This is a genomic window from Pseudomonas sp. P108, assembly GCF_032613195.1.
Lineage (GTDB): Bacteria > Pseudomonadota > Gammaproteobacteria > Pseudomonadales > Pseudomonadaceae > Aquipseudomonas.
Genome location: NZ_CP126691.1, coordinates 5,900,540 through 5,926,993 on the forward strand (window position 1 = coordinate 5,900,540; position 26,454 = coordinate 5,926,993).

22 protein-coding genes are annotated in these 26,454 nt (G+C 60.4%); 15 read left to right on the forward strand and 7 right to left on the reverse strand.

What is annotated here, in order from left to right:
- The first annotated feature begins 1 nt into the window (after position 1).
- From QOM10_RS26055 to QOM10_RS26065, 3 genes are all read left to right on the forward strand, one after another.
- Positions 2 to 1,267, forward strand: coding sequence for an ABC transporter permease (locus tag QOM10_RS26055; RefSeq protein ID WP_150774595.1), 1,266 nt, complete (start codon positions 2 to 4; stop codon positions 1,265 to 1,267).
- Positions 1,268 to 1,278: 11 nt separating this feature from the next.
- Entirely contained in the window at positions 1,279 to 1,797 is a 519-nt protein-coding gene (locus QOM10_RS26060; RefSeq protein ID WP_150774594.1) for a DUF3299 domain-containing protein, read from the forward strand.
- A gap of 221 nt (positions 1,798 to 2,018) precedes the next feature.
- Positions 2,019 to 2,717: an OmpW/AlkL family protein gene (locus QOM10_RS26065; protein ID WP_316917178.1), complete on the forward strand. Its 699-nt coding sequence runs from the start codon at positions 2,019 to 2,021 to the stop codon at positions 2,715 to 2,717.
- Between the two features lie 465 nt (positions 2,718 to 3,182).
- On the opposite strand, the gene QOM10_RS26070 is transcribed toward QOM10_RS26065, so the two are convergent.
- On the reverse strand, positions 3,183 to 4,115 hold the full coding sequence (locus QOM10_RS26070) for an NAD-dependent epimerase/dehydratase family protein (RefSeq protein WP_127929952.1): 933 nt from the start codon (positions 4,113 to 4,115) through the stop codon (positions 3,183 to 3,185).
- Entirely contained in the window at positions 4,108 to 4,992 is an 885-nt protein-coding gene (locus tag QOM10_RS26075; RefSeq protein WP_316917179.1) for a sugar nucleotide-binding protein, read from the reverse strand. The genes QOM10_RS26070 and QOM10_RS26075 overlap by 8 nt, the downstream gene beginning before the upstream one ends.
- 278 nt (positions 4,993 to 5,270) lie before the next feature.
- Here QOM10_RS26075 and QOM10_RS26080 point away from each other — a divergent pair, with 278 nt between their 5' ends.
- The gene (locus QOM10_RS26080; protein ID WP_316917180.1) at positions 5,271 to 9,557 is read left to right on the forward strand and encodes a DEAD/DEAH box helicase; all 4,287 of its coding nucleotides are present in this window, start codon (positions 5,271 to 5,273) and stop codon (positions 9,555 to 9,557) included.
- A gap of 115 nt (positions 9,558 to 9,672) precedes the next feature.
- On the opposite strand, the gene QOM10_RS26085 is transcribed toward QOM10_RS26080, so the two are convergent.
- Positions 9,673 to 11,766 (reverse strand): mechanosensitive ion channel family protein, encoded by a 2,094-nt coding sequence (locus QOM10_RS26085; protein ID WP_316917181.1) that lies wholly within the window; start codon positions 11,764 to 11,766, stop codon positions 9,673 to 9,675.
- Between the two features lie 681 nt (positions 11,767 to 12,447).
- Here QOM10_RS26085 and QOM10_RS26090 point away from each other — a divergent pair.
- The 4 genes from QOM10_RS26090 to QOM10_RS26105 are packed head-to-tail and all read left to right on the forward strand — an operon-like array spanning position 12,448 to position 16,422.
- Positions 12,448 to 13,374 carry a DUF72 domain-containing protein gene (locus QOM10_RS26090; RefSeq protein ID WP_316917182.1) on the forward strand — a complete coding sequence of 309 codons (927 nt, stop codon included), beginning with the start codon at positions 12,448 to 12,450 and terminating at the stop codon, positions 13,372 to 13,374.
- Complete coding sequence (locus tag QOM10_RS26095; RefSeq protein WP_038362074.1) at positions 13,371 to 14,168, forward strand: endonuclease/exonuclease/phosphatase family protein; 798 nt, start codon at positions 13,371 to 13,373, stop codon at positions 14,166 to 14,168. Before QOM10_RS26090 ends, QOM10_RS26095 begins: the two co-directional genes overlap by 4 nt.
- Positions 14,165 to 15,439, forward strand: coding sequence for a cardiolipin synthase ClsB (gene clsB / locus QOM10_RS26100; RefSeq protein ID WP_127929957.1), 1,275 nt, complete (start codon positions 14,165 to 14,167; stop codon positions 15,437 to 15,439). The genes QOM10_RS26095 and clsB overlap by 4 nt, the downstream gene beginning before the upstream one ends.
- The gene (locus QOM10_RS26105; protein WP_150751777.1) at positions 15,436 to 16,422 is read left to right on the forward strand and encodes a lysylphosphatidylglycerol synthase domain-containing protein; all 987 of its coding nucleotides are present in this window, start codon (positions 15,436 to 15,438) and stop codon (positions 16,420 to 16,422) included. The genes clsB and QOM10_RS26105 overlap by 4 nt, the downstream gene beginning before the upstream one ends.
- Positions 16,423 to 16,536: 114 nt before the next feature.
- On the opposite strand, the gene QOM10_RS26110 is transcribed toward QOM10_RS26105, so the two are convergent.
- From QOM10_RS26110 to QOM10_RS26120, 3 genes are all read right to left on the reverse strand, one after another.
- Complete coding sequence (locus tag QOM10_RS26110) at positions 16,537 to 17,295, reverse strand: alpha/beta hydrolase family protein (protein ID WP_316917183.1); 759 nt, start codon at positions 17,293 to 17,295, stop codon at positions 16,537 to 16,539.
- Positions 17,285 to 18,394, reverse strand: a complete 1,110-nt coding sequence (locus tag QOM10_RS26115) for a DUF3182 family protein (protein WP_316917184.1) — start codon at positions 18,392 to 18,394, stop codon at positions 17,285 to 17,287. The genes QOM10_RS26110 and QOM10_RS26115 overlap by 11 nt, the downstream gene beginning before the upstream one ends.
- Before the next feature lie 280 nt (positions 18,395 to 18,674).
- On the reverse strand, positions 18,675 to 19,676 hold the full coding sequence (locus QOM10_RS26120) for a GlxA family transcriptional regulator (RefSeq protein ID WP_316917185.1): 1,002 nt from the start codon (positions 19,674 to 19,676) through the stop codon (positions 18,675 to 18,677).
- A 101-nt stretch (positions 19,677 to 19,777) separates the two neighbouring features.
- On the opposite strand from QOM10_RS26120, the gene QOM10_RS26125 reads away from it, so the two are divergent.
- The 7 genes from QOM10_RS26125 to QOM10_RS26160 all read left to right on the forward strand — a co-directional run bounded on the left by QOM10_RS26125 (position 19,778) and on the right by QOM10_RS26160 (position 25,028).
- Positions 19,778 to 20,332 carry a cysteine hydrolase family protein gene (locus QOM10_RS26125; protein WP_316917186.1) on the forward strand — a complete coding sequence of 185 codons (555 nt, stop codon included), beginning with the start codon at positions 19,778 to 19,780 and terminating at the stop codon, positions 20,330 to 20,332.
- A 145-nt stretch (positions 20,333 to 20,477) separates the two neighbouring features.
- On the forward strand, positions 20,478 to 21,146 hold the full coding sequence (locus QOM10_RS26130; RefSeq protein ID WP_095122196.1) for a YjfI family protein: 669 nt from the start codon (positions 20,478 to 20,480) through the stop codon (positions 21,144 to 21,146).
- A 17-nt stretch (positions 21,147 to 21,163) separates the two neighbouring features.
- On the forward strand, positions 21,164 to 21,862 hold the full coding sequence (locus tag QOM10_RS26135; RefSeq protein WP_016983574.1) for a PspA/IM30 family protein: 699 nt from the start codon (positions 21,164 to 21,166) through the stop codon (positions 21,860 to 21,862).
- A 201-nt stretch (positions 21,863 to 22,063) separates the two neighbouring features.
- A complete protein-coding gene (locus QOM10_RS26145; protein ID WP_127929962.1) occupies positions 22,064 to 22,714 on the forward strand; it encodes a DUF2491 family protein in 651 nt (216 codons plus the stop codon).
- Between the two features lie 15 nt (positions 22,715 to 22,729).
- Positions 22,730 to 23,155, forward strand: coding sequence for a DUF350 domain-containing protein (locus QOM10_RS26150; RefSeq protein WP_127929963.1), 426 nt, complete (start codon positions 22,730 to 22,732; stop codon positions 23,153 to 23,155).
- A gap of 17 nt (positions 23,156 to 23,172) precedes the next feature.
- Positions 23,173 to 23,868 carry a DUF1190 domain-containing protein gene (locus tag QOM10_RS26155; RefSeq protein ID WP_316917187.1) on the forward strand — a complete coding sequence of 232 codons (696 nt, stop codon included), beginning with the start codon at positions 23,173 to 23,175 and terminating at the stop codon, positions 23,866 to 23,868.
- Positions 23,869 to 23,870: 2 nt separating this feature from the next.
- Positions 23,871 to 25,028, forward strand: coding sequence for a glutathionylspermidine synthase family protein (locus QOM10_RS26160; RefSeq protein ID WP_127929965.1), 1,158 nt, complete (start codon positions 23,871 to 23,873; stop codon positions 25,026 to 25,028).
- 74 nt (positions 25,029 to 25,102) lie between these two features.
- Here QOM10_RS26160 and QOM10_RS26165 read toward each other — a convergent pair whose 3' ends face one another.
- Positions 25,103 to 26,308 (reverse strand): acyltransferase family protein, encoded by a 1,206-nt coding sequence (locus QOM10_RS26165; protein WP_127929966.1) that lies wholly within the window; start codon positions 26,306 to 26,308, stop codon positions 25,103 to 25,105.
- Between the last annotated feature and the right edge of the window lie 146 nt (positions 26,309 to 26,454).

Here is a 26,454-nt window from a genome sequence, read left to right on the forward strand (position 1 = left end):
GATGTATCTGTTTCGTCTGGCCATGGCCAGCCTGGCCAACCGCCGTTTTACCGCCCTGCTCACTGCATTCGCCATCGCCCTGTCGGTGTGCCTGCTGCTCGCCGTCGAGCGGGTGCGCACCGAAGCCAAAGCCAGTTTCGCCAGCACCATCAGCGGCACCGACCTGATCGTCGGCGCGCGCTCCGGCTCGGTGAACCTGCTGCTGTACTCGGTGTTTCGTATTGGCAACGCCACCAACAACATCCGCTGGGACAGCTTCGAACACTTCGCCAGCAACCCGAAAGTGAAGTGGGCAATCCCGATGTCCCTCGGCGACTCCCATCGCGGCTATCGCGTGATGGGCACCACCGAAGCCTATTTCGAGCATTACCAGTACGGTCGCCAGCAACACCTGGCACTGGCCGACGGCCGCGCGTTTGCAACGGATCCGTTCGAAGTTGTGCTGGGTGCCGAGGTCGCGGATACGCTGCATTACAAACTCGGTGACAAACTGGTGCTGGCCCACGGTGTGGCGGCGATCAGTCTGGTCAAGCACGACGACAAACCGTTCACCGTGGTCGGTATTCTCAAGCGCACCGGCACCCCGGTCGATCGCACGCTGCACATCAGCCTCGGCGGCATGGAAGCGATTCACATCGACTGGCACAACGGTGTGCCGGCACGGGGCAACGGCCGGATCAGCGCCGATCAGGCGCGCAACATGGACCTGACGCCGCAAGCGATCACTGCATTCATGCTCGGTCTAAACAGCAAGATTTCCACGTTTGCGCTGCAACGCGAGATCAATGAATTCCGTGGCGAACCGATGCTGGCGATCCTGCCGGGCGTAGCGTTGCAAGAATTGTGGAGCCTGATGAGCACCGCCGAAAAAGCGCTGTTTGTGGTCTCGCTGTTTGTGGTGCTGACCGGGTTGATCGGCATGCTCACGGCGATTCTCACCAGCCTTAACGAGCGGCGCCGCGAGATGGCGATTCTACGTTCGGTCGGCGCGCGGCCGTGGCACATCGCGAGTCTGTTGGTGCTGGAAGCGTTTGCTCTGGCGCTGACCGGGGTGATCGCCGGCGTTGCGTTGTTGTACATCGGCATCGCCGCTGCGCAGGGTTACGTACAGGCCAATTACGGTTTGTATCTGCCGCTGGCATGGCCGAGCGAGTATGAATGGACGCTGCTCGGTGGCATTCTGGCGGCCGCGCTGCTGATGGGCAGCGTGCCGGCCTGGCGCGCTTATCGCCAATCCCTGGCCGATGGCCTGTCGATCCGTTTATGAGGATGTTCACCATGCCCCGCGCTGCACTCGCGCTGCTATTGCTGATCGCCCTGCCCGTGTGGGCAGCGGCGCCGAAAGACCTGACGTGGTCGGAAATGATTCCGCCGGACGCCGCGCCGGAAGTACCGAACATGACGCCGTTGCATGACCTGTCGAAGATGGGCGATGCGTTGTCTGCCGAGTCCGCGCCAGCAGCGAAGCAGGACATGCCAAACGCGCCGGTGGTGAAGTCGCTCGACGGGCAGAACATTCGTTTGCCGGGCTACATCGTGCCGCTGGAAGTCAACGAAGAAGGGCGCACCACAGACTTTTTGCTGGTGCCGTATTTCGGCGCGTGCATCCATGTGCCGCCACCGCCGTCGAACCAGATCGTGCATGTCAAAAGCGAGTTGGGCGTGAAGCTTGATGAGCTGTATCAGCCGTACTGGGTCGAAGGGCCGTTGCAGGTCAAGGCGTCGAGCAGTGAGCTGGCGGATGCCGGGTATCAGATGGATGCCGACAAGATTTATGTGTATGAGCTGCCGGAGTGAATCCGGCGGTTTTGTGTTGATTGATCTATCGTCTTCGCGAGCAGGCTCGCTCCCACAGGAGATCACATTCCAGGGTGGGAGCGAGCCTGCTCGCGAAGAGGCTCTCAAGGTTCCACAGAAATCTGCTCCTTCACTGTTTCATTGAGCTGAGTCAAAAGACCGTATCAGTTGGCTTCGTACCATAGGACATCAGACATTTCTAACGTCCTTTCGGAGCCCCCATGAACAAGTCCTTGCTCAGCGCCTCGCTGTTTGCCCTTGCGTTCGCAGCCCCGCTCGCCCACGCCCACGAAGCTGGTGACATCCTCATCCGCGCCGGTGCGATCACCGTCAACCCGAAGGCCGACAGCTCCAGCGTCAAAGTCGATCAGGGTCCGTTGAGCGGCACCAATCTGGGCGGCAAGGCGACCATGAGCAGCGACACTCAACTGGGTCTCAACTTCGCCTACATGCTCACCGATCACGTCGGCCTCGAACTGCTCGCGGCCACGCCGTTCGAGCATGACGTCAAGCTCAAGGGCACTGCCCTGCCAGCGGCCAATGGCAAGCTCGGCACCCTGAAACACCTGCCGCCAACCCTCAGCGTTGTGTACTACCCGCTGGACTCGAAGTCGCCGTTCCAGCCCTACGTCGGCGGTGGCATCAACTACACCTGGATCTACGACGAGCACGTTGGCAGCGAAGCCAGCGCCAACGGTTTCAGCAACTTCAAGGCGAAAAACTCCTGGGGTCTGGCCTGGCAGGTCGGTGCTGACTACATGCTGACCGACAACATCATGCTCAACGCCCAAGTGCGTTACATCGACATCGACACCCGCGCCACCGTCGAGAACAACGCGGTTGCACCGGGCACTCGCGCACGGGTCAACGTCGATGTGGATCCGTTCATCTACATGGTTGGCTTGGGCTATAAGTTCTAAGTCGAGTTATCGAACGTTCACGTGGTGGTGAATGAGGCTTGGTGGCGAGCAGGCATAGACCTGACGGCGACCGTACGCAGTTGATCGGGGGATAACATCCCCTTGCCACAGGGATAGCGACATATTCCGGCCGTGAAAAAGGCGCCTGTCAAAGGGCGCCTTTTTCATGTCCGCTGAAAACCTGTGGCGTGAGCTGGATCCCCCCCTCACCCCAGCCCTCTCCCTCAGGGAGAGGGGGAAAGGGAGCCGATTTGGGTGCCTTTAAAATCCGAGTTCGACTCGATATTTCAGGTCGATGTATCTCGTCCAAACACCTCAGTCAGTCCCCTATCCCCCGGGAGAGGGAGGCGATTTGGGTGACTTTCAAAACCTGAGTTCGACTCGGTATTTCACGTCGGTGTAACTCGAAAGAACACCTCGGTCAGTCCCCTCTCCCTCTGGGAGAGGGCTAGGGTGAGGGGATTTTCAGGAGCGACCGAGCAACCGCGCCAAACCCACGCTCATCGCCGTCTGCTGCGGCAGCTTGAAGCGCTCCAGCAAACGAGCGTTGTTCGCCCGCGAATGCCGGATGTCGCCGGAACGCGCCGGGCCGTAGCTGACGGGCGGCAGCTCACCGACTACCGCTTGCAGTGCTTCAAGCATCTGCTTGAGGCTCATTGCCTGATTCCAGCCGACGTTCACTGCACCGACCTCCACCTCAGGCTTTTCGATCGCCTGCACCAGCAAATCGACCAGATCTTCGACATACAGGAAATCGCGCGTCTGTTCACCATCGCCGAACACGGTAATCGGCAGACCTTTCTGCGCGCGTTCGCTGAAGATGCTGATCACCCCGGAATACGGCGAGGACGGATCCTGACGCGGGCCAAAAATGTTGAAGAAGCGGAAAATCACCGGTTCCAGCGCATGTTGGCGACGATAGAAATCGAAATAATGCTCGCCCGCCAACTTGTCCGAGGCGTAAGGCGTCAGTGGCGCTTTGGGCGTGTCCTCATCAATCGACTCGCCCTCGCCGTTGTTGCCGTACACCGCCGCACTGGAGGCATACACCACGCGCTTGACCCCGGCCAGACGCATGGCTTCGCAGACGTTCAGCGTGCCAATGAAGTTGCTTTGATGCGTCTTCACCGGATCATCCACCGACGCCTGCACCGACGCCACAGCCGCCAGGTGAGCGACCGCGCTGCAGCCGTGCATGGCTTTGGCCACCAGCGCCGCATCGGCGACGTCGCCAACAATCAGTTCAACCTTCGGATTGTCCAGCGGCAGGTTGCTGCGTTTGCCAGTCGACAAGTCGTCGAGGATGCGCACCGAATGCCCGGCAGCGAGCAACGCATCGGTCAGGTGCGAGCCAATGAAACCGGCTCCGCCAGTGATTAATACAGTCCCTTTAGCCATGACGGTAGAACCTATCCAGTAAGCCCGGGAGTGCCGCACGCCAGGCGCGCGGTTTGATCCCGAAAGTGTGCAGAATTTTCTTGCAGGCCAGCACCGCATGTTGCGGCTCCTCGGCAGCGTCCGGCCGTGCGGCGTGGGCCTGGGCGGTCGGCGCTTCGATGGCCAGGGCGTGCAGGCTGCGCGCCTCAGTCAGAATCGCCTGACCCAGCGCCAGCGGTGTGGTCGCTTCGTGGCCGGCGTAGTGATAAGTGCCCCACAGCGGCGCGGCGCAATCAAGTTGTTTGAGCACTGAAATGATCACTCGCGCGGCATCATCGACTGGCGTCGGGTTGCCACGACGGTCATCGGCCAGGAGCAATTCTTCCGGTTGTTCGGCACGTGCGAGGAAACGTCCGAGGGTGCCGTCCAGGCTGTCATCGAGCAGCCAGCCGAAACGCAGCAGGACATGTTGCGGGCAAGTGGCGCGAACGCTTTGTTCGATCCGCCACAACGCCTGACCGCGCAGCCCCAGCGGCACCGGTTCGTCTTTTTCGCTGTACGCCGTGGCGCGCGAACCATCGAACACCCGATAACTGGAGGGCTGCACAAGGACGATGTTGTGGTGCTGGCACAGTTCGGCCAGACGCTCAACCGCGCGTTCCTGCCCGGCCATGCGGCTTTCGCTGACGGTTTCGGCCTGGAACCAGTCGAAATAGTAGGCGAGGTTGATCAACGCGTCGGGACGGGTGTCGTCGAGCAGTTGGGTCAGGCTCGCGGCATCCCAGCCGTCTTCGGGCGGGCGGGGGGCGAGGAAACCGATGTCTTCCTCCGCACCGAGGCGAATCAGCGCCTGCCCAAGGGCATTTCCGCCGCCCAGTAACATAAGGCGCATTCGCATAGAGTCAGCAGGCCCAGTCTGATTGGAACGATGGCTTTAGCGACGGATCTCGTGGAACCGTCGTCGATAATTACCGGAATCGTTGCATTTTGCGGGTTTAGTGCGCAACCGTCATCCGTAAAGTGTACATCCCGGATATTTGTAGCGCTTCGACGGGCGCCATCGCGAGCAGGCTCACTCCTACAATTGAAATGCATTCCCCTGTAGGAGTGAGCCTGCTCGCGATGAGGCCCGAACGGTACTTGCATCTTCCCCCCTGCGCCCGCATAACTTGAGCCATGAATCTGCCCATCCCCACGGACGCGGCCCTGGCAGGCTTTCACCCCGCCGTCAGCGCCTGGTTCCGCAAGACTTTCCCGACGGTCACCGCCGCCCAGGCCCGCGCATGGCCGTTGATCCGCCAGCGCCGTTCGACGCTGATCGCTGCGCCCACCGGCTCGGGCAAAACCCTCACAGCCTTTCTCGCCGTACTCGATGATCTGGTTCACCGTGGCCTGGAAAACCCCGAAGGTTTGCCCGACGAAACCCTGGTGGTCTACGTCTCGCCATTGAAAGCGCTGTCCAACGACATCCGCATCAACCTGCAAAACCCGCTCGCTGGGATCACCGAACAACTGCGGCAGATGAACCTGCCGGAAGTACACATCACCACCGCCGTGCGCACCGGTGACACGCCGCAGAAAGAACGCGCGGCCATGCGCAAATCGGCACCGCACATTCTGGTGACCACACCGGAATCGCTTTACGTTCTGCTCGGCTCGGAATCGGGCCGCAAAATGCTCGGCACCACGCGCACAGTGATCATCGACGAAATCCACGCGATGGCCGCCGGCAAGCGCGGCAGTCATCTGGCCCTGAGCCTGGAGCGCCTGCAAGCGCTTTGCGCCGAACCGCTGACCCGCATCGGCCTGTCCGCCACACAGAAACCGGTGGAAGCCGTGGCGCAATTTCTCGTCGGCCATGAGCGCCCCTGCGAAATCATCGACATTGGCCACGCCCGGCCACGGGACCTGGGCATCGAAGTACCGCCCGTGCCGTTGTCGGCAGTCATGGCCAACGATGTCTGGGAGCTGGTCTACGACCGCCTCGCCGAACTCGCCCGCGAGCACCGCACCACGCTGATTTTCGTCAACACCCGGCGCCTCGCCGAGCGGCTTAGCCGGCACCTCAGCGAACGCCTCGGCAAGCACGCCGTGGCGGCGCACCACGGCAGTCTGGCCAAGGCGTTTCGCCTCGACGCCGAACAACGGCTCAAGCGCGGCGAACTGCAAGTGCTGATTGCCACCGCCTCACTGGAACTGGGCATTGATATCGGCGAAGTCGATCTGGTCTGTCAGATCGCGTCGCCGCGCTCCATCGCCGGGTTTCTGCAACGGGTCGGCCGCTCCGGCCACCAGGTCGGTGGCACACCGAAAGGCCGTTTGTTCGCCACCACCCGTGACGACCTGATCGAATGTGCCGCCCTGCTCGACTGCGTACGCCGAGGCGAACTCGATACCCTGCACATCCCGGTCGCGCCGCTGGATGTTTTGGCGCAGCAGATCATTGCCGAAGTCAGTTGCCAGGAATGGCCGGAGGACGCCTTGCTGGCGATGTTCCGCCAAGCCTCGCCCTACCGTGACCTTGACGAAAGACACTATCAGGCCCTGCTGAGCATGCTCGCCGAAGGCTACAACGGTCGCCAAGGCATTCGCAGCGCCTACCTGCACCGCGACGCCGTCAGCCGCACCTTGCGTGGCCGGCGTGGCGCAAAACTCGCTGCCGTGACCAGCGGCGGCACCATCCCCGACAACGCTGATTACAGCGTGATGCTCGAGCCGCAAGGCCTGAACATCGGCAGCGTCAACGAAGACTTCGCCGTGGAAAGCATTGCTGGCGACGTGTTCCAGCTCGGCAATACGTCCTATCGGATTCTGCGCGTGGAAACCGGCAAGGTGCGCGTCGAGGATGCCCACGGCCAGCCGCCGACCATTCCGTTCTGGCTCGGCGAAGCGCCGGGGCGCAGCGATGAATTGTCATCGGCTGTCGCCCGCCTGCAAGCGCAGCTCGACGCGTTGCTCGGCGCCAGCCCCGGCGATCTGCAACCGGCGCTCGACTGGCTGACGCACACCCTCGGCCTCAACCGCGCCAGCGCCGAGCAACTGGTCGAATACCTCGCCTGCGCCCGTCAGACCCTCGGCGCCCTGCCGTCGCAGGACACGCTGTTGATGGAGCGTTTTTTCGACGAGTCCGGCGGCACGCAATTGATCATCCACTCGCCGTTCGGCAGCCGTATCAACCGCGCCTGGGGCCTGGCCCTGCGCAAGCGATTCTGCCGCACCTTCAATTTCGAATTGCAGGCTGCCGCCAGCGAAGACGCGATCGTGCTGTCGCTGTCCACCAGCCACAGCTTTGAACTCGATGACGTCTGGCGTTACCTGCACAGCAACAGCGCCGAGCACATCCTTATTCAAGCGGTGCTCGATGCGCCGCTGTTCGGCGTGCGCTGGCGCTGGAATGCCGGGGTGGCATTGGCGCTGCCGCGTTTTACCGGTGGGCGCAAAGTCGCTCCGCAGTTGCAGCGGATGAAAAGCGAAGACCTGATTGCCAGCGTGTTTCCCGACCAGATCGCCTGCCTGGAAAACCTCGCCGGCGAACGGGAAATTCCCGAGCATCCACTGATCGAGCAAACCCTCGACGATTGCCTGCATGAAGCGATGGACAGCGAGGGCTGGCTGAATCTGCTGCGGCGCATGGAGCGTGGCGAGGTGCGTTTGATCAGTCGCGATCTGCCGGCGCCTTCGCCGCTCGCGGCAGAAATTCTCAGTGCGCGGCCGTACACCTTTCTCGACGATGCACCGCTGGAAGAACGTCGCACCCAAGCGGTGATCAACCGGCGCTGGAGCGATCCGCAATCGACCGATGATCTCGGTGCGCTGGACGCGGACGCTATTAACGCCGTGCGCGAAGAAGCCTGGCCGACGCCGAACGCTGTGGATGAAATGCATGAAGCGCTGATGAGCCTTGCATGCGTCAGCGAGGGGGAAGTGCAAGCGAATGAAGGCTGGCGCGCATGGCTGGAAACCCTGGCCCGCAGCGGGCGCGCCTGCCGTTTGCAGATCGACTCCGAGCATGGCTTGTGGCTGGCCCGCGAACGCCTGACCTGTCTGCAAGCGCTTTATCCACAGGCCAAATTGCAAGACGAACTGGAGGCGTTACCGGGGTTCGATGAAGCCTGGACGTTCGATGAAGCGCTGATCGAAGTGATCCGCGCGCGCCTCGGTGCCTTCGGACCGCTGCCGTTATCCGCGATTGCCGAACCGCTCGCGCTGCCGACCACTGAAGTCCATCAAGCCCTCGCGCAACTGGAGCGCGAAGGTTATGTGCTGCGCGGTCAGTTCACGCCCAAGGTCAACGTTGAAGAATGGTGCGAACGGCATCTGCTCGCGCGCATTCATCGCTACACGGTCAAGCGTCTGCGCCGGGAAATCGAACCGGTAGCGCTGCAGGATTTCATGCGGTTCCTGTTTGACTGGCAGCATCTGTCGCCCTCAACACGCGGACAGGGCAGCGCGGTGTTGCCGGCGATTGTCGGCCAGTTCGAAGGCTACGCGGCGGCGGCTTCGGCGTGGGACAGCGATATCCTCCCGGCGCGATTAAAAGACTATTCGCCAAGTTGGCTGGATGAGCTGTGCCGCAACGGCAAACTGGTGTGGACGCGCCTCAGTGCCCGGCAAAAAATCAGCGGTACGGCGTTGCGCAGTACGCCGATCGTGCTGCTGCCGCGCAGTCAGGTCGGCCTGTGGAGTGCGCTGGCCGAACAGACGCCGGTGAGCGAACTTTCGCCGAAAACCCAGAAGGTTTTTGAAGCCTTGAGCCAGCACGGCGCGCTATTTTTCGATGAGCTGATTCATGAAGCGCACCTGCTGCGCACCGAGCTGGAAATCGCCTTGCAGGAACTGGTCGGCGCCGGCCTGGTGAACGCCGACAGCTTCGCCGGCCTGCGCGCGCTGATCACCCCGGCGAGCAAGCGCCAGCAGCGCAGCAGTCGTCGCGGGCGCGGGGCGTTTATCGGTGGGATGGATGATGCCGGGCGCTGGGCCTTGCTGCGGCGCGGGGCGGCTGTGGATAACAGCGAAATCCTTGAACATGTCGCGATGACATTGTTGCGGCGCTATGGCGTGGTGTTCTGGCGTTTGCTGGAGCGCGAGGCGGACTGGTTGCCGAGTTGGCGCGAATTGCTGCGCACGTTTCATCGGCTGGAGGCGCGCGGCGAGATTCGCGGCGGGCGGTTTGTCAGTGGCTTGGCGGGGGAACAGTTTGCCTTGCCCGAGGCGATTCCGTTGTTACGCGAAGTTCGGCGGCGACCGCATGACGGTAGTTTGATTGCGGTGTGCGGGGTGGATCCGTTGAACCTGGCCGGGACGCTGCTGCCGGGGGTGAAAGTGCCGGCACTGGTGAGTAATCGGTTAGTGTATCGCGATGGATTGCCGGCGGCGGCGGAGATTGCCGGCAAGCAGCAGTTTTGGCTGGAGCTGGATCAGATTGATATGGAGCATGTGCGCGGCAAATTGATCCGGCATTGAGGGTGTTTGGGCTGACGTCTTCGCGAGCAGGCTCGCTCCCACAGTTTGATCGCGTTCCCCCTGTGGGAGCGAGCCTGCTCGCGAAAGGGCCGGCACAGCCCCACAAAATCCTGCATTAAGTCCGCGATTCCTGTGGCACCTCGCTCGCCACGACCTCACCCTCCTGCTGCCGTTTCGGCAACAAAACCTGCTGTGGATAAGTCTGCGCGAAATGCACGGTCGCGGTGTTATCCACAAGCTTCTTCAACCGCTGGTTGAACGCCCGACTCACCGCATACTGCCCCCCCGACACAGTGCGGAATTGCGCCGTCAGCACCACGCCATTCAAATCCATCTTGTCCACGCCAAACACGTCCAGCGGCCCTTGCAGGTTGTACTTGAGGAACGGGTCTTCGCGGATCGAATCACCGGTCTCGCGGATCAGCTCGATGGCTTTATCCACGTCCGTGTCATAAGTGAACTGCACCGAGAAAAATGCAAAGGCAAACTGCCGCGATTGGTTGGTCACAGCCTTGATCTGGCCGAACGGCACCGAGTGCACAAAGCCCTTGCCGTCGCGCAGACGCAGGGTACGAATGGTCAACCCCTCGACCGTGCCGGCGTGCCCGGAATCGAGCACCACCCAATCACCAATCGACAGGGTGTCCTCGATGATGATGAACAGCCCGGTGATCACGTCCTGCACCAGTTGCTGCGAACCGAAACCGATGGCCAGACCGACCACCCCGGCACCGGCCAGCAGTGGCGCAACGTTGATCCCCAGGTTAGCCATGGTAGTGATCGCGCAAATCACCACAAGGATGATTTTGATCGCGTTGCGCAGCAGCGGCAGAATGGTTTTTACCCGCGTACTTGGCTGGCGTGCGCCGCGCTTGCTGACCGGTGGTTTCAGCGCTTCCTGAATTGCCGTGTCGAGTACCACCCACAGTAACCACGTCACCAGGAAGATCAGACCGATGCTGCTCAGTGCGTTGCTGATGGCCCGACCGACCGTGCTGCTCTGGGCAAAATCGAGCAGCGACACGCCCCAGATCCGCCCGAGGATATCGATGAACGCGATGGCGATGACAATCCGCAGCAAGGCGTGCAACAGGCTGAGAAAACGCTCCTTGTAGGCACTGCTGCGCTGGATCGCTTCGGCTTTTCGTGACTTGAACAGATGCTGCAGGATCGTGCTGAGGAACACCGTGCCGATCAGCAGCACCGTGGTGAACAGCGCGCAGCGCAAGGCTTTCTGATTGTCCTCGCCGATGCCGATCAGATTGACCGCAGAGACCAGCACCATCAGCACGATCGGCCAATACCACAGCCCGGAAAAAATCCGCAGCGACTCCTGCAACGAGGGCTGTTTCAGCCGCTGGCTCAGCGAGCGATTGCGGATCAGGTGTGCCACCGGGCGACGCAGGCGAATCACCAGCAAACCGAAAATGATCGAGGCGACCAACCCGGTAAACACCGCGATGCTGCTGGTGATATTGCCACCCAATTGACGGGCGATCTGCGGGCTGGTCAGCGCATCGCTGAGAGCAGCGAGGAAGCCGATCAGGAACAGCGGGCGCGGGCAATAATCACGAATGATCCGCGCCGCCGGACGTTTATGGCCGACGTTGAACATCACCACCACGCACAGCAACATCGAAGTGGAAAAGATGCCGCTGCTGGTGGCGTAGGCCAGACACAGCGCCAGCGCGCGTCCCACCGAGGCTTGCAGAAAATGGCTGACGTACAGGGTCAGCGGCAGGCAGATCAGCGCCGGCACGGTGTACGGCAGCAAGTAACCAATAAGATCCTGACTGCGCTGACGGGTGCGCAACCAGCGGCCCTCGCGCAGGCGCTTGGCCAACAGACTGCCCAGTACGGTCAATAACGCGAAACTGCCGAGCCAGACGCCCGACAGCGTGAGGAAATCCCCGGCGACGCTCCAGCCCGAGCGGTTCGACGGTTGATTGACCAGTTTGTCGACTTCATCGGCGGCGCGATCGGCGCGCAGGCGCCAGGCGTCGACCAGGTGTTCGTTGAGATCGAGTTTGTCTTGTACATCATCGATGCTCGAACTGATCGCACCGAGCAGCCCGCCCTGCACAATCGGTTCGGGTTTGGCCGCTTCTTCGGCGGCGGCCGGGACACCCGGCAAAGCAGCGGCGTCGATTTCACTGGCGCCGAGAAACAGCAGTGCTCCCAGCAGAATGGCGATCCTGAACTTGACCAAAACTCCGACCTCCCTTGGCTGAACCTGTAAGGAACTGATCGGTAATTGCACAGCAAGTTCAAGAGCCCCCTCACCCTAGCCCTCTCCCAGAGGGAGAGGGAACTGACCGAGTTGCCTGATCTGGCTGCACCGACCTGAAAGTCCTGAGTCGAACTCGAATCCTGAGAACCCTGAACATCTGATCCCCTCGCCCCCTCCCAGCGTGAGAGGGAACTGACCGAGTTGCCTGATCTGGCTGCACCGATCTGAAAGTCCTGAGTCGAACTCGAATCCTGAGACCCCTGAATATCTGCTCCCCTCGCCCCCTCCCAGCGTGAGAGGGAACTGACCGAGTTGCCTGATCTGGCTGCACCGATCTGAAAGTCCTGAGTCGAACTCGAATCCTGAGAACCCTGAACATCTGATCCCCTCGCCCCCTCCCAGCGTGAGAGGGAACTGACCGAGTTGCCTGATCTGGCTGCACCGACCTGAAAGTCCTGAGTCGAACTCGAATCCTGAGAACCCTGAAGATCAGCTCCCTTCCCCCTCGCCCCCTCTGGGGGAGAGGGTTGGGGTGAGGGGGAGCGCTTTTGATCTTCACCTTAAAGACGTGACCGTCCGTAATACCGTCGAAACTTTCCCGCACCGCCCACAGTCATCAAAAGATACCGGCAACACGAGGACTTTCAACGGGAGGGCGGCATGGCGACGATTCACATCGGTATTTCCGGCTGGCGCTACGCACCGTGGCGCGGGGACTTCTACCCCAAGGGACTGGCGCAAAAACGCGAATTGCAGTTCGCGTCGCGGGCGGTCAACAGTATCGAAATCAATGGATCGTTCTACGCCCTGCAACGGCCCGAACGTTACGCCCAGTGGTATGCCGAAACACCCGACGACTTCGTCTTCAGCGTCAAAGCCCCGCGTTTCATCACCCATATCCGGCGTTTGCGCGAGATCGAAAAACCGCTGGCGAACTTCTTCGCCTCGGGGATTCTGGAGCTCAAGGAAAAACTTGGCCCGATCCTTTGGCAATTTCCACCCAACTTCAAATTCGAGCCTGAGCGTTTCGAGCACTTCCTCGCGCTACTGCCACACGATACCGAAGCCGCGGCCACCCTCGCCCATCAACACGATTCCCACCTGCACGGCCACGCGAGCATGAAAGCCTGGCGTAAAAAACCGCTGCGCCACGCTGTAGAAATCCGCAACGACAGCTTCCTTGATCCCGATTTTGTGCGGCTATTGAAGCGCTACAACACTGCGCTGGTGATCGCCGACACCGCCAACAAATGGCCGTACCGCGAAGATCTCACCAGCGACTTTGTCTATTTGCGCCTGCACGGCGCCGAGGCGCTTTACGCCAGCGGCTACACCGCCCCGGCCCTCAAGCGCTGGGCCGAGCGCATCGACGCCTGGCACCACGGCGAGCAACCCAAAGATGCGCATTTGATTGCGCCACGCCTGAAGCCGCGCGCGCGCAAATCCCGCGAAGTGTTCTGCTACTTCGACAACGACATCAAAGTCCGCGCGCCCTATGACGCCCGCGATCTGCTGCATCGCTTCGAACTGGATAAAGACCTCGCCACCCGCCCCGGCGAAACGGCTGGCGAAGGAGTGTTGGCATGAGCATTCCAGAACCGGTCGGCTTCACCGATGAAGGCTCGGTGGTCGCGCCTTCAGTGCGCACCTTCACTGTGCTGACGGTCAACACCCACAAGGGTTTTACCGCGCTCAACCGGCGCTTCATCCTGCCGGAGTTGCGCGAAGCGGTGCGCAGCGTGGCCGCCGACGTGGTGTTCCTGCAGGAAGTCCATGGCACCCACGAGCATCATCCCAAGCGCTACAGCAATTGGCCGACAATGCCGCAGTACGAGTTCCTCGCCGACAGCCTCTGGCCGCAGTTCGCCTACGGACGCAACGCGGTGTACCCGGAGGGTGACCACGGCAACGCGTTGCTGTCGAAATTCCAGATCATCCGTCACGACAACCTCGACGTGTCGATCAATGGCCACGAGAACCGCGGCCTGCTGCATTGCGTGCTGCGCCTGCCCGGTGACGGCACCGAGGTGCATGCGATCTGCGTGCATCTGGGCCTGCGCGAAAGTCATCGCAACGCCCAACTGGATTTGCTCATGCAACGCCTCGCGGAGCTGCCAGATGACGCACCGGTGATCGTCGCGGGCGATTTCAACGACTGGCGCCAGCGCGCCGATGCGCAGCTCAAACCTTGCGGCCTGCGCGAAGTGTTCGCCGAGCACCAGGGCAAACCGGCGCGCAGTTTTCCCGCGCGCCTGCCAGCACTTCGGCTTGATCGTATTTACGTGCGCAACCTCAAGGCCAGCCAGCCGAAAGTCCTGGCGAACCGGCCATGGTCGCACCTTTCCGACCACGTTCCTTTATCGGTAGAGATCGAACTATGAGCAGCGCGCCGCTGGAGAAATCCGCCGTGGAACCGATAGCCATCAACCCGCCGATCCGCGAGCCCGGCCACGTTGATGTCGAGTACAGCTGGCAGGGCAACAATCGGGTCGAGTTGCTGGAAAACGGTGAGGAATATTTCCCGCGGGTGTTCGAAGCGATGCGCGCGGCGAAGAGTGAAATCCTCCTCGAGACCTTTATCGTTTTCGAAGATAAGGTCGGTGCCGAATTACAGGAGATTCTGATCGACGCTGCCCGGCGCGGTGTGCGCACCACGGTCAGTCTCGACGGTTTCGGTTGCGGTGAGTTGACCACCGGTTATCTGACCGCGCTGAGCGAAGCCGGCGTACACCTGCAAATCTTTGACCCGGCGCCGAAACGTCTGGGCATCCGCACCAACTGGTTCCGTCGTTTGCACCGCAAGATCGTGGTGGTCGACGGGTTGATCGCGTTCATTGGCGGGATCAACTTTTCCGGCGATCACCTGGCCGATTTCGGCCCCGAAGCCAAGCAGGACTACTCGGTGCAAGTGCAGGGGCCAGCGGTCGCCGACATTCACCACTTCGCCCTGCTGCAAAGTGGTCGTCCCGGTCGTGCACGCTTCTGGTGGCAACGTCGGCGCCAGCGTCGCGCCGAGATGGCCTTCACTGATCACGATGGTCAGGTGCGCCTGGTGTTCCGCGATAACGACCAGCACCACTCCGACATCGAAGACGTGTATTTACAGGTACTGCGCCGCGCCAAACGCCGCGTGGTGATCGCCAACGCCTACTTCTTCCCCGGTTACCGCTTGCTAAGGGAAATCCGCAATGCAGCGCGGCGCGGGGTCGAAGTGCGGCTGATTCTGCAAGGCCAGCCGGACATGCTGGTGGCCAAACTCGCCGCGCGCATGACCTACGATTATTTACTCAAGGCCGGGGTACAGATTCACGAATATTGTCAGCGCCCGCTGCACGGCAAAGTCGCGCTGGTTGACGACGAATGGAGCACCGTCGGCTCAAGCAATCTCGACCCGCTGAGCCTGTCGCTCAACCTCGAAGCCAACGTGCTGATCCGCGACCGCGCGTTCAATCAGCATCTGTTCGAACGCCTCGAAGACCTCAGTCAAAACCATTGCAAAGCCATGGATGCCAGCAAGTCGCCGCGTGGCCGCATCTGGCACATGACCGTGGGTTTTCTGGTGTTCCACTTTCTGCGGCATTTCCCGGCGATGGCCGGTTGGCTGCCAGCGCACAAACCAAGGCTCAAGCCGTTTCGAGGTGACCGCTCATGAGCCATTCCGAGGTGCATTCCGCCCAGCATTCGGCGCCAGCAACGCACTCGAAATGGAGCCGCTGGAAGCGTCCGTTGACGCTGCTGTTTTTCCTCGCGCTGATCGTGTTGCTGACGATGTTCGCCACGCGCATCGAATGGGCCGAAGTGCTGCAGACCCTTGCCGACTTCAAGGTGCGCACACTGATCATCGCCGCCAGCCTGACGCTGCTGAGTTTTCTCGTGTACGCCAGTTTCGACCTGATCGGCCGCACTTACATTCGTCAGGACCTGACCTGGAAACAGATTCTGCCGGTAGGGATCATCAGCTATGCGTTCAACTTGAACCTGAGCGCGTGGGTGGGTGGCATCGCCATGCGCTATCGGCTGTATTCGCGTCTTGGCGTGAGCAAAAGCAACATCGCCAAGATCCTCGGTTTGAGCCTGGCGACCAATTGGTTTGGCTACATGACCATTGCCGGGGTGGTGTTCAGCAGTGGATTGGTGACAATGCCGCCGGGCTGGAAAATCAGCAGCAGTGCGCTGCAAGGCATCGGCGTGCTGTTGCTATTGATCAGCGCCGGCTATCTCGCCGCGTGTCAGTTTTCCAAACGCCGCGAGTGGTCGATTCGTGGCGTGGAAATCAATCTGCCGTCGTTGCGCATGGCAGTCCTGCAATTGCTGCTGGGGGCGTTGAACTGGTCACTGATGGCGGCGGTGATTTTCACCTTGCTGCCGAGCAAACTGGATTATCCGTTGGTGCTGGGCGTGCTGTTGATCAGTGCGATTGCCGGGGTCATCACCCACATTCCGGCAGGTCTTGGCGTGCTGGAAGCGGTGTTTGTGGCCTTGCTGCAACACGAGGCTTCGCGCGGCAGTCTGGTGGCGGGGTTGCTGGCGTATCGGGCGATTTATTTTCTGCTGCCGTTGTTGATCACAGTCGTGATGTATCTGGTGGTTGAGGCCAAGGCCAAGGCACTGCGAATAGAGAAGAAACCCTCTTGAGTTCGTTTTTGAATTTGAAATCGCTATCGCGAGCAGGCTCACTCCTACAGGGGAACGCATTCCAAAATGTAGGAGTGAGCCTGCTCGCGATAGCTTTCGAACAAACAACAAAGCTCATGCCGACTGAATGATGCTCAACCGTTCACCCACGACCATCTCGGTAATCCAGTCCACCAGAATCGAGGTGTAAGCCTGCTGCGACACCGGTTCGCTCAGCGCATGATCAGCGCCATCGATAATCCGGTGCGTCAATGAATGCGTCTGCTGGCACGCCGCGCGGTAACTCATGATCGCCGCGTGCGGCACGTAATCGTCGGTTTCCGACTCCACCAGCAACACATCCCCGGTGAATTGCGAACAGGCATTCAGCGCCCGATTGGTGTCCGCACGCACCAGCGTGCTGCGGTAATCACGCAAATCGGCCTTGTCCAGCTCACGCTTGGGTGTGTGCCATTGCTCGTCGCGGTACAGCGCCGGCACGCGCAGTGCCAGCCAGCGTACCGGACGCAGCGAAGTCAGGATCGCCGCCAGGTAACCGCCATAACTGGTGCCGACCACGGCAATCGCCGAGGTGTCGAGCGCCGGATGCGCGAGCAAGCGGTCATACGCCGCGAGCAAATCACGCAGATTGTCTTCGCGAGTTACACGGGTCAGCGGGATCCCGGTACCGCCGGTATGTCCGCGCAAGTCGAACGTCAGGCACACACACCCGAGACCCGCGATGCCTTTGGCCCGCTCTAGATCACGCTCTTGGCTACCGCCCCAACCATGGACAAACAACACCCCCGGGACTTTCGATTTGGGACTGAGAAAGGTCCCGCTCATCTGTTCATCATCAATGTCGATTTGAATGCTTTCGCTTCTAGCCGTCATAGGATTTGACCGTTACGTATTTGAGGAGAAATTCACTGTTCTCGGCCGGGCCGCGATACACCTCGATGGCGTCCGCCGGCAGCGGCTGATCGATGTAGGTTTCCACCGACGACACGCGGATCGAGCGCATTCCCGGATCATTGACGAAGCTTTGCAGCGCCGCCACTTCGGCGCTACTGGCACCGCCCATGCGCCAGGATTGCTCGAGCACGCCGCTGCGGGATTTGCCGTTGCTGTCCAGGCCTTGGGCGATGTCATAGTTGCGCCGCGAAGCGTAGAAGCGCGGGTAGGCTTCATCGGCGGCGCTGTCGAAAATCTGCGCCTGTTCGATGGCCAGCCGTACATCATCCGCTAGATCCAGCGCTAGCAGATCGTCATAGCCGCCTTGCACCACCAGCAGATTCGAGCCGCCGTACACGTCTTCGCCGTGGGCATCCTTGGTCAAGTATTGATCGCCACAGTAGCTCAGCACCTTGTCGCCGATGAATGACTGGCCGACGCTGTGGGTGACGACATCGCTCAAGTCCTGTTCCAGCACCACGCCCTCGCTGAACTGCTTTGCAATGTCGGGGCGGGCAAGGATTTCGTCGAAGGCGTCGAGGCTCTTGATCACTTCCTGGCCGCGACCGGCGCAGGCATGAACCGGCTTCAAGCGGATCGGGCCGCTGTACAGCAAATGCTCGGCAGCAGGCCGCGCATCTTCCAGCGCAAACACGCTGAGGCCATCGAGCACCACGTTACGCACGCGCTCCGAAAACAATGGCGACCAGCCTTGCGGCGCATGAGCCAGATGACTGCGCAAACCGTGGCTGATGGCTTTGGTGCAGATGAAATCGTGCTCGACAAAGCCACCCCACAAATCGTCAGGGCCTGTGATACCGAGTTGATGAGCGCTGGCAGCGCCGACGATGGTTTGCGTCGGTAGCAGATACAGGTCACGGCCGCGGTGTTTGTCCGGGTCGTAGCTGCCGCCGAATTTGCATCCGAGAATCTGCGCCAGCCATCGCGCCAGAGACTTGTTGGTCTGTACTTCATGTTGCGGTGCGTCGGCGCGCACCGAGTGGGCGACGACGATTTTCCTGCGGGGTGTCAGGGTCATGCGTCCCCCTTCCATCGGTTCGATGACTGTAGCGGTGAGAGGTGCAGAGATCAGGCCAACGGCCACTCTACGAAAATCCTAGTCCAATCAGAAACTTGCCAGAATCGTGCTGGCACCACGCCTGTTTCAATCTGCACGACCGCGCGCAAAACCCCGGCAATTTGCACGATCTATGGCCCTGTGGAATTCAATGTGGGAGCGAGCCTGCTCGCGAAGGCGTAGTGTCAGCGGACAGCAATTTCGCAGATCCACCGCTTTCGCGAGCAGGCTCGCTCCCACATTAGATATTCGTCGACTTCGGGTTTGGGGTCACCCCAAACCGTGCCCGATAATCACTCGGCGCCAGCCCGGTGATCTTCTTGAATATCGCACGAAACGCGCCCGGATCCTGATAGCCCACCGTCCAGGCAATGTGATCGATCGTGCCATTGCTGAATTCCAGCATTTCCCGCGCCTTGCCGACCCGCAGATGCTGGCAGTACTCGGTCGGTTTCAACCCGCTCGCTGCGCGAAAACGCCGCAGAAAGGTGCGCTCCTCCAACCCCGCCCGCTCAGCCATTGCCGCCAGCGAAACATCCGTCGCACCGGTGCTTTGCAGCCAGTGCTGCACCTTGAGAATCGCCGCATCGCCATGCCCGAGAATCGGCGCGAAGTTACTGCCGCACTCACTGGCGCTGTCACTGTGCTCGATCACCAGAAATCGCGCGGTGCCGGTGGCAATGCTCGGCCCGAGCAACCTGTCGACCAGACGTAATCCCAGTTCCGACCACGCCATCAATCCGGCCGTGGTGATCAAGTCGCCGTCGTCGACAATCGGGGTATCAGCCTTGAGCTTGATCTTCGGGTAACGCTCGGCGAAGGCCTTGGCCGAGGTCCAGTGGGTGGTGGCGCTGCGGCCGTCGAGCAGACCGCTTTCGGCCAACATCAGCGAGCCTACGCAAACCCCGCCCAGCGTCGCACCGCGGGCATGTTGATCCCGTAACCATTGCATCAGGCTGGCCGGCGCCTGCGCCGCCGAGAACCCGCCGATCGATGGCGGAATCAGCACCGCCAGCAAAGCGCTGTCGTCACCCGCATGACTGGCGTAAGTGCGCGTTGGCGGCTGATTACCTTCGACCTGCCAGTGACTGACCCGCAGCACCGGCAACTGCGCGGCCTGATGTTCGGCAGCAATCCGGTTGGCCACCGCAAACAGATCAGTCAAACCATGCACCGCTGCCATCTGCGCGCCGGGATAGATCAGCACGCCCAGTTCAGCGATGGCAGCCCTTTCTGCGCCCATTGTCAGTTTTCCCCTGTCTATTGTCGGTGCGGCCAATCCTCGAATCGCTGGTCAGCACCAATACTGAAGCCACTTCCAGCCAACACATCGAGGACACACCCATGGCCAAGCAAGCGCTCATCGTAGTCGATATCCAGAACGACTACTTCCCCCAAGGCAAGTGGCCGCTGGCCGGTGCTGATGCCGCCGCCGACAATGCCGCCCGGCTGATCGCCGCGTTCCGCGAGAACAGTGATTCGGTAATACACATTCGCCACGAATTCACCTCAGCGGACGCGCCGTTTTTCACCCCGGGTTCGGAAGGCGCCAAGCTGCATCCGAAAGTGCTCAACCGCGCCGATGAACCGGTGGTGCTCAAGCACTTCGTCAACTCGTTCCGCGAAACCGAACTGCAAGCGATCCTCGACGAACAAGGCATCAAGGAACTGGTGGTGGTCGGCAGCATGAGCCACATGTGCGTTGACGGCATTACCCGGGCTGCGGCGGATCTCGGTTATGGCGTGACGGTGATTCATGACGCCTGCGCCAGCCGTGACCTGGAGTTCAATGGCCTGACGGTGCCGGCCGCCCACGTCCATGCTGCGTTCATGTCGGCGCTAGGGTTCGCCTACGCCAGCGTGGTCTCCACTGACGAATTCCTCGCCGCCCAGCGCTAAGCAACATTCTGCAAAAACACCAGGCCCGCCTTGCCGCGGGCCTTTTTTCGCCTGTCATAAAAATCTCACGCGTGAGCCATTGATGGCACTTTGAATTGGTTGTAGTGTGGCTCACGCGTGAGATATCCATAACCGAGCCATTGCCATGAAAAGCCGTTCCCCCACCGCGAAATCAGAGAGTCCCAAGGGGGAGCGCGCGAAACCGTCGGCGAAAAAACCGTCGAGCTTCTATATGAAGCAGATGCGCGCAGGCCTGGCCGCTGCCGGTTATGTGAAACACGAAACTTGGGTGCTTCCCGAAAACCGAAGCTTGCTCAAGCAAATGGAGCAACAGCTACGCCAACCGATTCTGGCTGGCTCTTTCATGTCGGAGAATTACATGAGCGCAGGCAACAACTGGACCATCGATAGCCTCTTCAACGCCCTCAAGGCTCTGGACGAGGTGGCTTCGCAAGAGATCACGCTGTCGCTGATCCAGAGCTCCGAACCCAGCATCAAGCTGGAAATGAACGAATTCGGCGGTCTGCCGATTCACATCGCCCTGGCCGGCCAGCAGATCATCGTCGACACCGTGCTGGTGGACATCGATTCGATCTCGGACGTAGCGGCCTTCAACGACGCCGTGTTGCGCAGCCGGGAAATGTTCCCGCTGTCGTCGATCGGTATCGAGTCGATGCCCAACGGGCAGACCGTTTACAACATGTTTGGCGCCCTCAGCGCCGACTCGAGCCTGACCAACGTCGTCACCGAGGTGAAAACCCTGGTCGACAACGTGCAGCGCGCGAGCGAAGCCTTCGAACACTTCTTCAAGTAATCAACAGGGAATATCCAATGACTCAGTCCATCTGGAGCAAGTTGTTCACCGCACTGCGCGGCGGCGCCAATGAAGTCGGCGAAGCGATCGCTGACCAACAGGCCTTGCGCATCCTCGACCAGGAAATCCGTGATGCCGACAGCGCGCTGTCGAACGCACGTCGCGAACTGGTCACCATCATGGCCAAACACAAACTGGCGGCAGACCGCGTGAGCGAGTACGACGCCAAGATCAAGGATCTGGAAGCCAAAGCCGTCTCGGCGCTGAACGCCGGCCGTGAAGACCTGGCGCTGGAAGTGGCCGAAGCGATTTCGACCCTGACCAACGAACTGGATGTTGAGAAAAAGCAGAGCGACGAGTTCGGCACTTACGCCGAAAACATGCGCAAAGACATCAGCAAGGCCGAATCGCGGATCAAGAGCCTGCGCCAGCAAGTGGACATGGCCAAGGCCCGTGAAAGCGTGCAGAAAGCCCAGGTCAGCGCTTCCATCGCCAGCGGCGGTGCCAATGGCAAACTGGAAACTGCCGTCGGTACCTTGAACCGCCTGCAAGCCAAGCAGCAGCAACGTGCTGCCGAGTTGAGCGCGGCGGACGAACTGGCTGACGCTTCGACCGGCAACGACCTGGAACGCAAACTGCGCGACGCCGGCATCACGCCGAACGAAGGCAGCGCCAACGCGATTCTTGAGCGTCTGAAGCAAAAGTCCTCCCAGTAATCACTGCGGAAAAACAACCTGTGGGAGCGAGCTTGCTCGCGAAAGCGTCGTATCAGTCGACATCGATGTTGACTGACACGCCCTCTTCGCGGGCAAGCTCGCTCCCACATGGTTTACGGCGTGTCGTTCGCCGCTCAGCCCGGTACACTAGCCACGCTTTTTCGCCGACGAACACTTCCACCCGCTTCAAGGAACGTACCCATGGGATGGTTTAAAGACTTGCTGGGCACCAGCAACTGGCAGACCGCTGCGCCAACGCCGACCGTTGTCAGCGGTCCACTCGGCATGGCGCAAGGCAAAGCCGTCAGGTTCGATACGACGCTGGCGCTGTTGCTCGACGGTTCGACCACGGTGCGCGTGCCCTTCGATCAGGCGATCTGGAGTCACGGCTGGGTCGACCTCGGCCAGTCCAATAAACTGCACCGCTATTACATGAACGACGAGGATTTCTGGCTGCAGATCCACGTCACCGGTGACGATCAGATCGAATCGGTCACCCTGTTCAACTACCTCAGTTACGTGACCGTCAACAGTGACGCCGAACTGCAGCGCCTGGCCGGCCCCAACAGCCAGATCGGCTTGCCCGCCTACAACCACGACGGTGTCGAATACAACCGTGAGTGGGGCACCGAACAAGGCCAGACCGAACTGGTACCGATGACCGAACAAGTGGTCAATCCGGACGAGAGCTACACCATCGAACATCACTCCATGCTTTATGCGCGCGAGACCGGCCTGACCGATCGCCGCGAATTGCTGCTGTTCTCCGTCGAGCAGGACGAAGAAGGCACCGTCAGCCTGAGCACCTCGCTCGGCATCTCGCTGTACACGACAGATCTGAGCACCATTTAAAAAAGGAAGTTTTTCATGCTGGAAGTGCTGGCCGTTTCCCTGAACAAAACCGCACTGGTCGGTTTCGTCGTCTACCTCATCGGCGCCGTACTGTTGTTCATGCTGTTCCAATTCGTCTACACGCGCATCACGCCGCACAAGGAGTTCGAGCTGATTCGCTCCGGCAACGTTGCCGCCGCGATCGCTTTGTCCGGCGCGATCATCGGCTTCGCGATTCCGGCCAGTAACGTGATTGCATTTTCGGTGAATGTTCTCGATTTCGTGCTCTGGGCGGTGATTGCCGCCGTCGTGCAACTGCTGGCGTTTCTGGCCACGGGTGTGGTGCTCAAAGGCACTTCGCAACGCATCGCCAACGGTGAAATCGCTTCGGGTATCTATGTCGCTGCGGTCGCGATCAGCGTCGGCATGCTCAATGCGGCGTGCATGACACCGTCCAACTGATCGGCAGGAAGCCTTCGATGAAACGCAGCAAATACGTTCAGCTGTCCCTCGCGGCCTCGGTGGCCATGGCCATTTCCGGCCAGGTGACAGCCGCGGATCAACCGCGCAATTTCCAGAGCCTGGAACAGTGTGTCGGCGCCGAAGTGGCTGCCGACATCTGCTCCAGCGCCTACGTCGCCGCCCTGACCGAACACCGGCGCATCGCCCCGGTGTACAACGACAAGGCCAAATGCGATGCGGACTTTGCCGCCGACTGGTGTCAGAAGAATTCCGACGGCCGCTTCGTGCCGAAACTCGGCGGCTTCAAAGTGCCGAAAGACGGTGAGCCGGCGCAGAATCTCGACGCCATCGCCGGCGCGCAAATGCCTGCGGGTGATGCGGCGGCTGTGCAGAGTGTGCAAAACACTTCGCACACCTCCAGTGGCGGTGGCAACGGTTGGCTGACCGGCTGGCTGATTGGCAATGCGATGAGCAACAACGCCGAACGCACGGTTTACCGCGATCGCGAAACGCGCCAGCCCTACAACACCTCGACGCAGTACCGCAGAGCCGACACCACGACGCGTAGCCAAGCGGATTACGAGAGCAGTAAAAGCAAACCGGTCAACGTGGCTTCTTCGACCTCACGCGGCGGCTTCGGCAGCCAGTCCAGTGCGCGTAGCGGCTGGGGTGGTTGGGGCAGCAGTTCTGGTTCTGGTCGTTCGAGCAGCTGACGATGAAGAAGATCCTCTGCACCGAGCGCCCCGACTGGAAACAGACCGCCGAGAGCCTCGGTTTCATGTTTCACACCATCGACGATCAGCCGTACTGGGACGAAAGCGCGTACTACCAGTTCACGCTTGCGCAAATCGAAAACGATCTCGAAGACCCGACCACCGAACTGCACGAGATGTGCATGGATCTGGTCGACCGGGTGGTCAACAGCGAAGAGTTGCTGGATCGCCTGAGCATCCCGGCGGCGTACTACGACATGATCCGCACGTCCTGGCGGGAAGGTCATCCGCATCTGTATGGGCGCATGGACTTTTCCTACAACGGCAACGGCCCGGCGAAGCTGCTGGAGCTCAACTACGACACGCCAACCAGTCTTTACGAAGCGGCGGCGTTCCAGTGGGGCTGGCTGGAGCAATGCATCGAGCGCGGCACGCTGCCGCGCCATGCCGACCAGTTCAACAGCATCGATACCAAGCTGCATCAGGCCTTCGCCGAGCTGCAACTGAAGCGGCCGTTCTACTTCGCCTCAATGAAAGATTCGGTCGAAGACAAGGGCACCACGGATTACCTGCGCTTGATTGCCGAGAAGGTCGGTATCGAATCGCGGCATATCGATATTGAAGACATCGGCTTGACCGCTGAAGGTCGCTTTGTTGATCTGGAGGATCGCTGGATCCCCCACCTGTTCAAGCTGCATGCCTGGGAGTTTATCTTCCACGAACCGTTCGGCGCGGCGATTGCCGAGTGCGACACGCAGTTTTTCGAACCAGCGTGGAAAGCCATCCTGTCGAACAAAGGCGCGCTGCCGTTGCTGTGGGAACTGCACAAGGGTCATCCGAATCTGCTCGCGGCGCATCTCGATCCGGATCCAGCCAGTGCTGTGCCCAAGGGCTGGGTACGCAAACCGTACTTTTCCCGGGAAGGTGCCAACATCGAGCTGCAAACGGCGGAAGGTCTGATTGTCAAAGAGGACGGGCCCTACACCGATGCGCCATTCATCCTGCAGGAATTTGCGCCGCTGCCAAAGTTCGATCACAGCTACACGCTCATCGGTTCCTGGGTGATTGGCGATCAGGCGGCGGGGATTGGCGTGCGTGAGGACAACAGTCTGATCACCAAGGATTCAAGCCGGTTTCTGCCGCATTTGATCCTCGATTGATCGCTTCGGCACGGCAGAGGCCGGGCATAAAAAACCGTAGCGTTGGCGCGCTACGGTTTTTTTATGGCTGTGGCTTACGACAGCTCTGTCGTGCGCGAGCGATCCGTAAGCGGAGCATCCGCATTGGCGGTCTCGGTTGCGGCAATGCCGGCCATTCTGCGACGGGAGATTTCCGCGCCACGACGACGCAATGGTGTTTCGACGAACCGATAATTCAGTTCACTACACACCAGCATGATCAACAACGACGTGAGCAAGAGTTCAACTGTGTAGTCCGCCCCCAGCGTCCCGCCATTGCTGCCGGCCATGCGCGTCCAGATTTCGGTACTCAGGTGGTAAGCGAATACATGCACGACGTACAAGGCGTATGAGCGCGAGCCCAGCCAGTCGAACAACCCGCGCAACAGCGCAGGACAATAGATGTAGCCTTTGTCGTAACTGGCCAGCCAGACCATGATCACTGCGGTTATTGCGATCAGGCCGACAGCAATCGGCATTACGAGCAATTGCGCCGCGATGGCCCCCAACATGTACAGAAGCCCCAGGGTCAGCGCCAGGCGCTTGAACAGACTGGCGCCGAGCGCGACCGGCTCAAGTTCCTTGTACAGCGGCGTGCGTGTGAACAGGCAGAGCAGAATCCCCCACATCATCGCATCGAGCCGGAACGAAAAAAGCATCGGTGCCGGCGCTGCGCCAAAGGCATTGCGATCAAAGCCGAACTGCGCGGCGATCAGCGCGATCAAGACAATCACTCGCCAGCGTGTCGAGGTCACCAGCAACAGGAACAACGGGAAGATGAAGTAAAACTGCTCCTCCAGCGCCAGGCTCCAATACACCGAATTAGGCCCCAGAATCGCGCCGTACTGATTGGCCAGATTGCCCGAGAATGTCGCAACAGCGGTGAAGCTGCGCAAATTGTCGAACCAGGACTGGAAGGCGTTCGACTGGTTGAAGAAAATCGAGAACACCAGTGGGATCAATACCCACAGCCATGCCGTCGGCAAAAGGCGATACGCACGGCGGATCCAGAAGGAAGTCGCGGCCATGCCAAACCGGTTCTGCTGGCGGTTTTTATCGAAATAATCGAGATAAGCCTTACTGACCACGTATCCGGAAATGCAGAAGAACAGATCCACCCCGGTCCAGGGTGAATACACCGTGAACAATTTGGTCAGGAACACTCCCTGAAACGGCAGCAATTGAGGAAGATGGGCCATGATCGTCATGAGGATGGCCGCCCCGCGCAAATACTCGATTTCCTTGTTTTTGCTACTGCTCATTGGACTCTCTTGTTGTTGTGTATGAACAGTCTGCAAAGCTGTTCTGGCGAAGACGGACAGGTTCAACAGTCGACGGCACGGATCATGGAACGGCTGGCAACGGCCTTCAAGACTCTGAGCGTAACTTTATCGAGATATCGACGAAG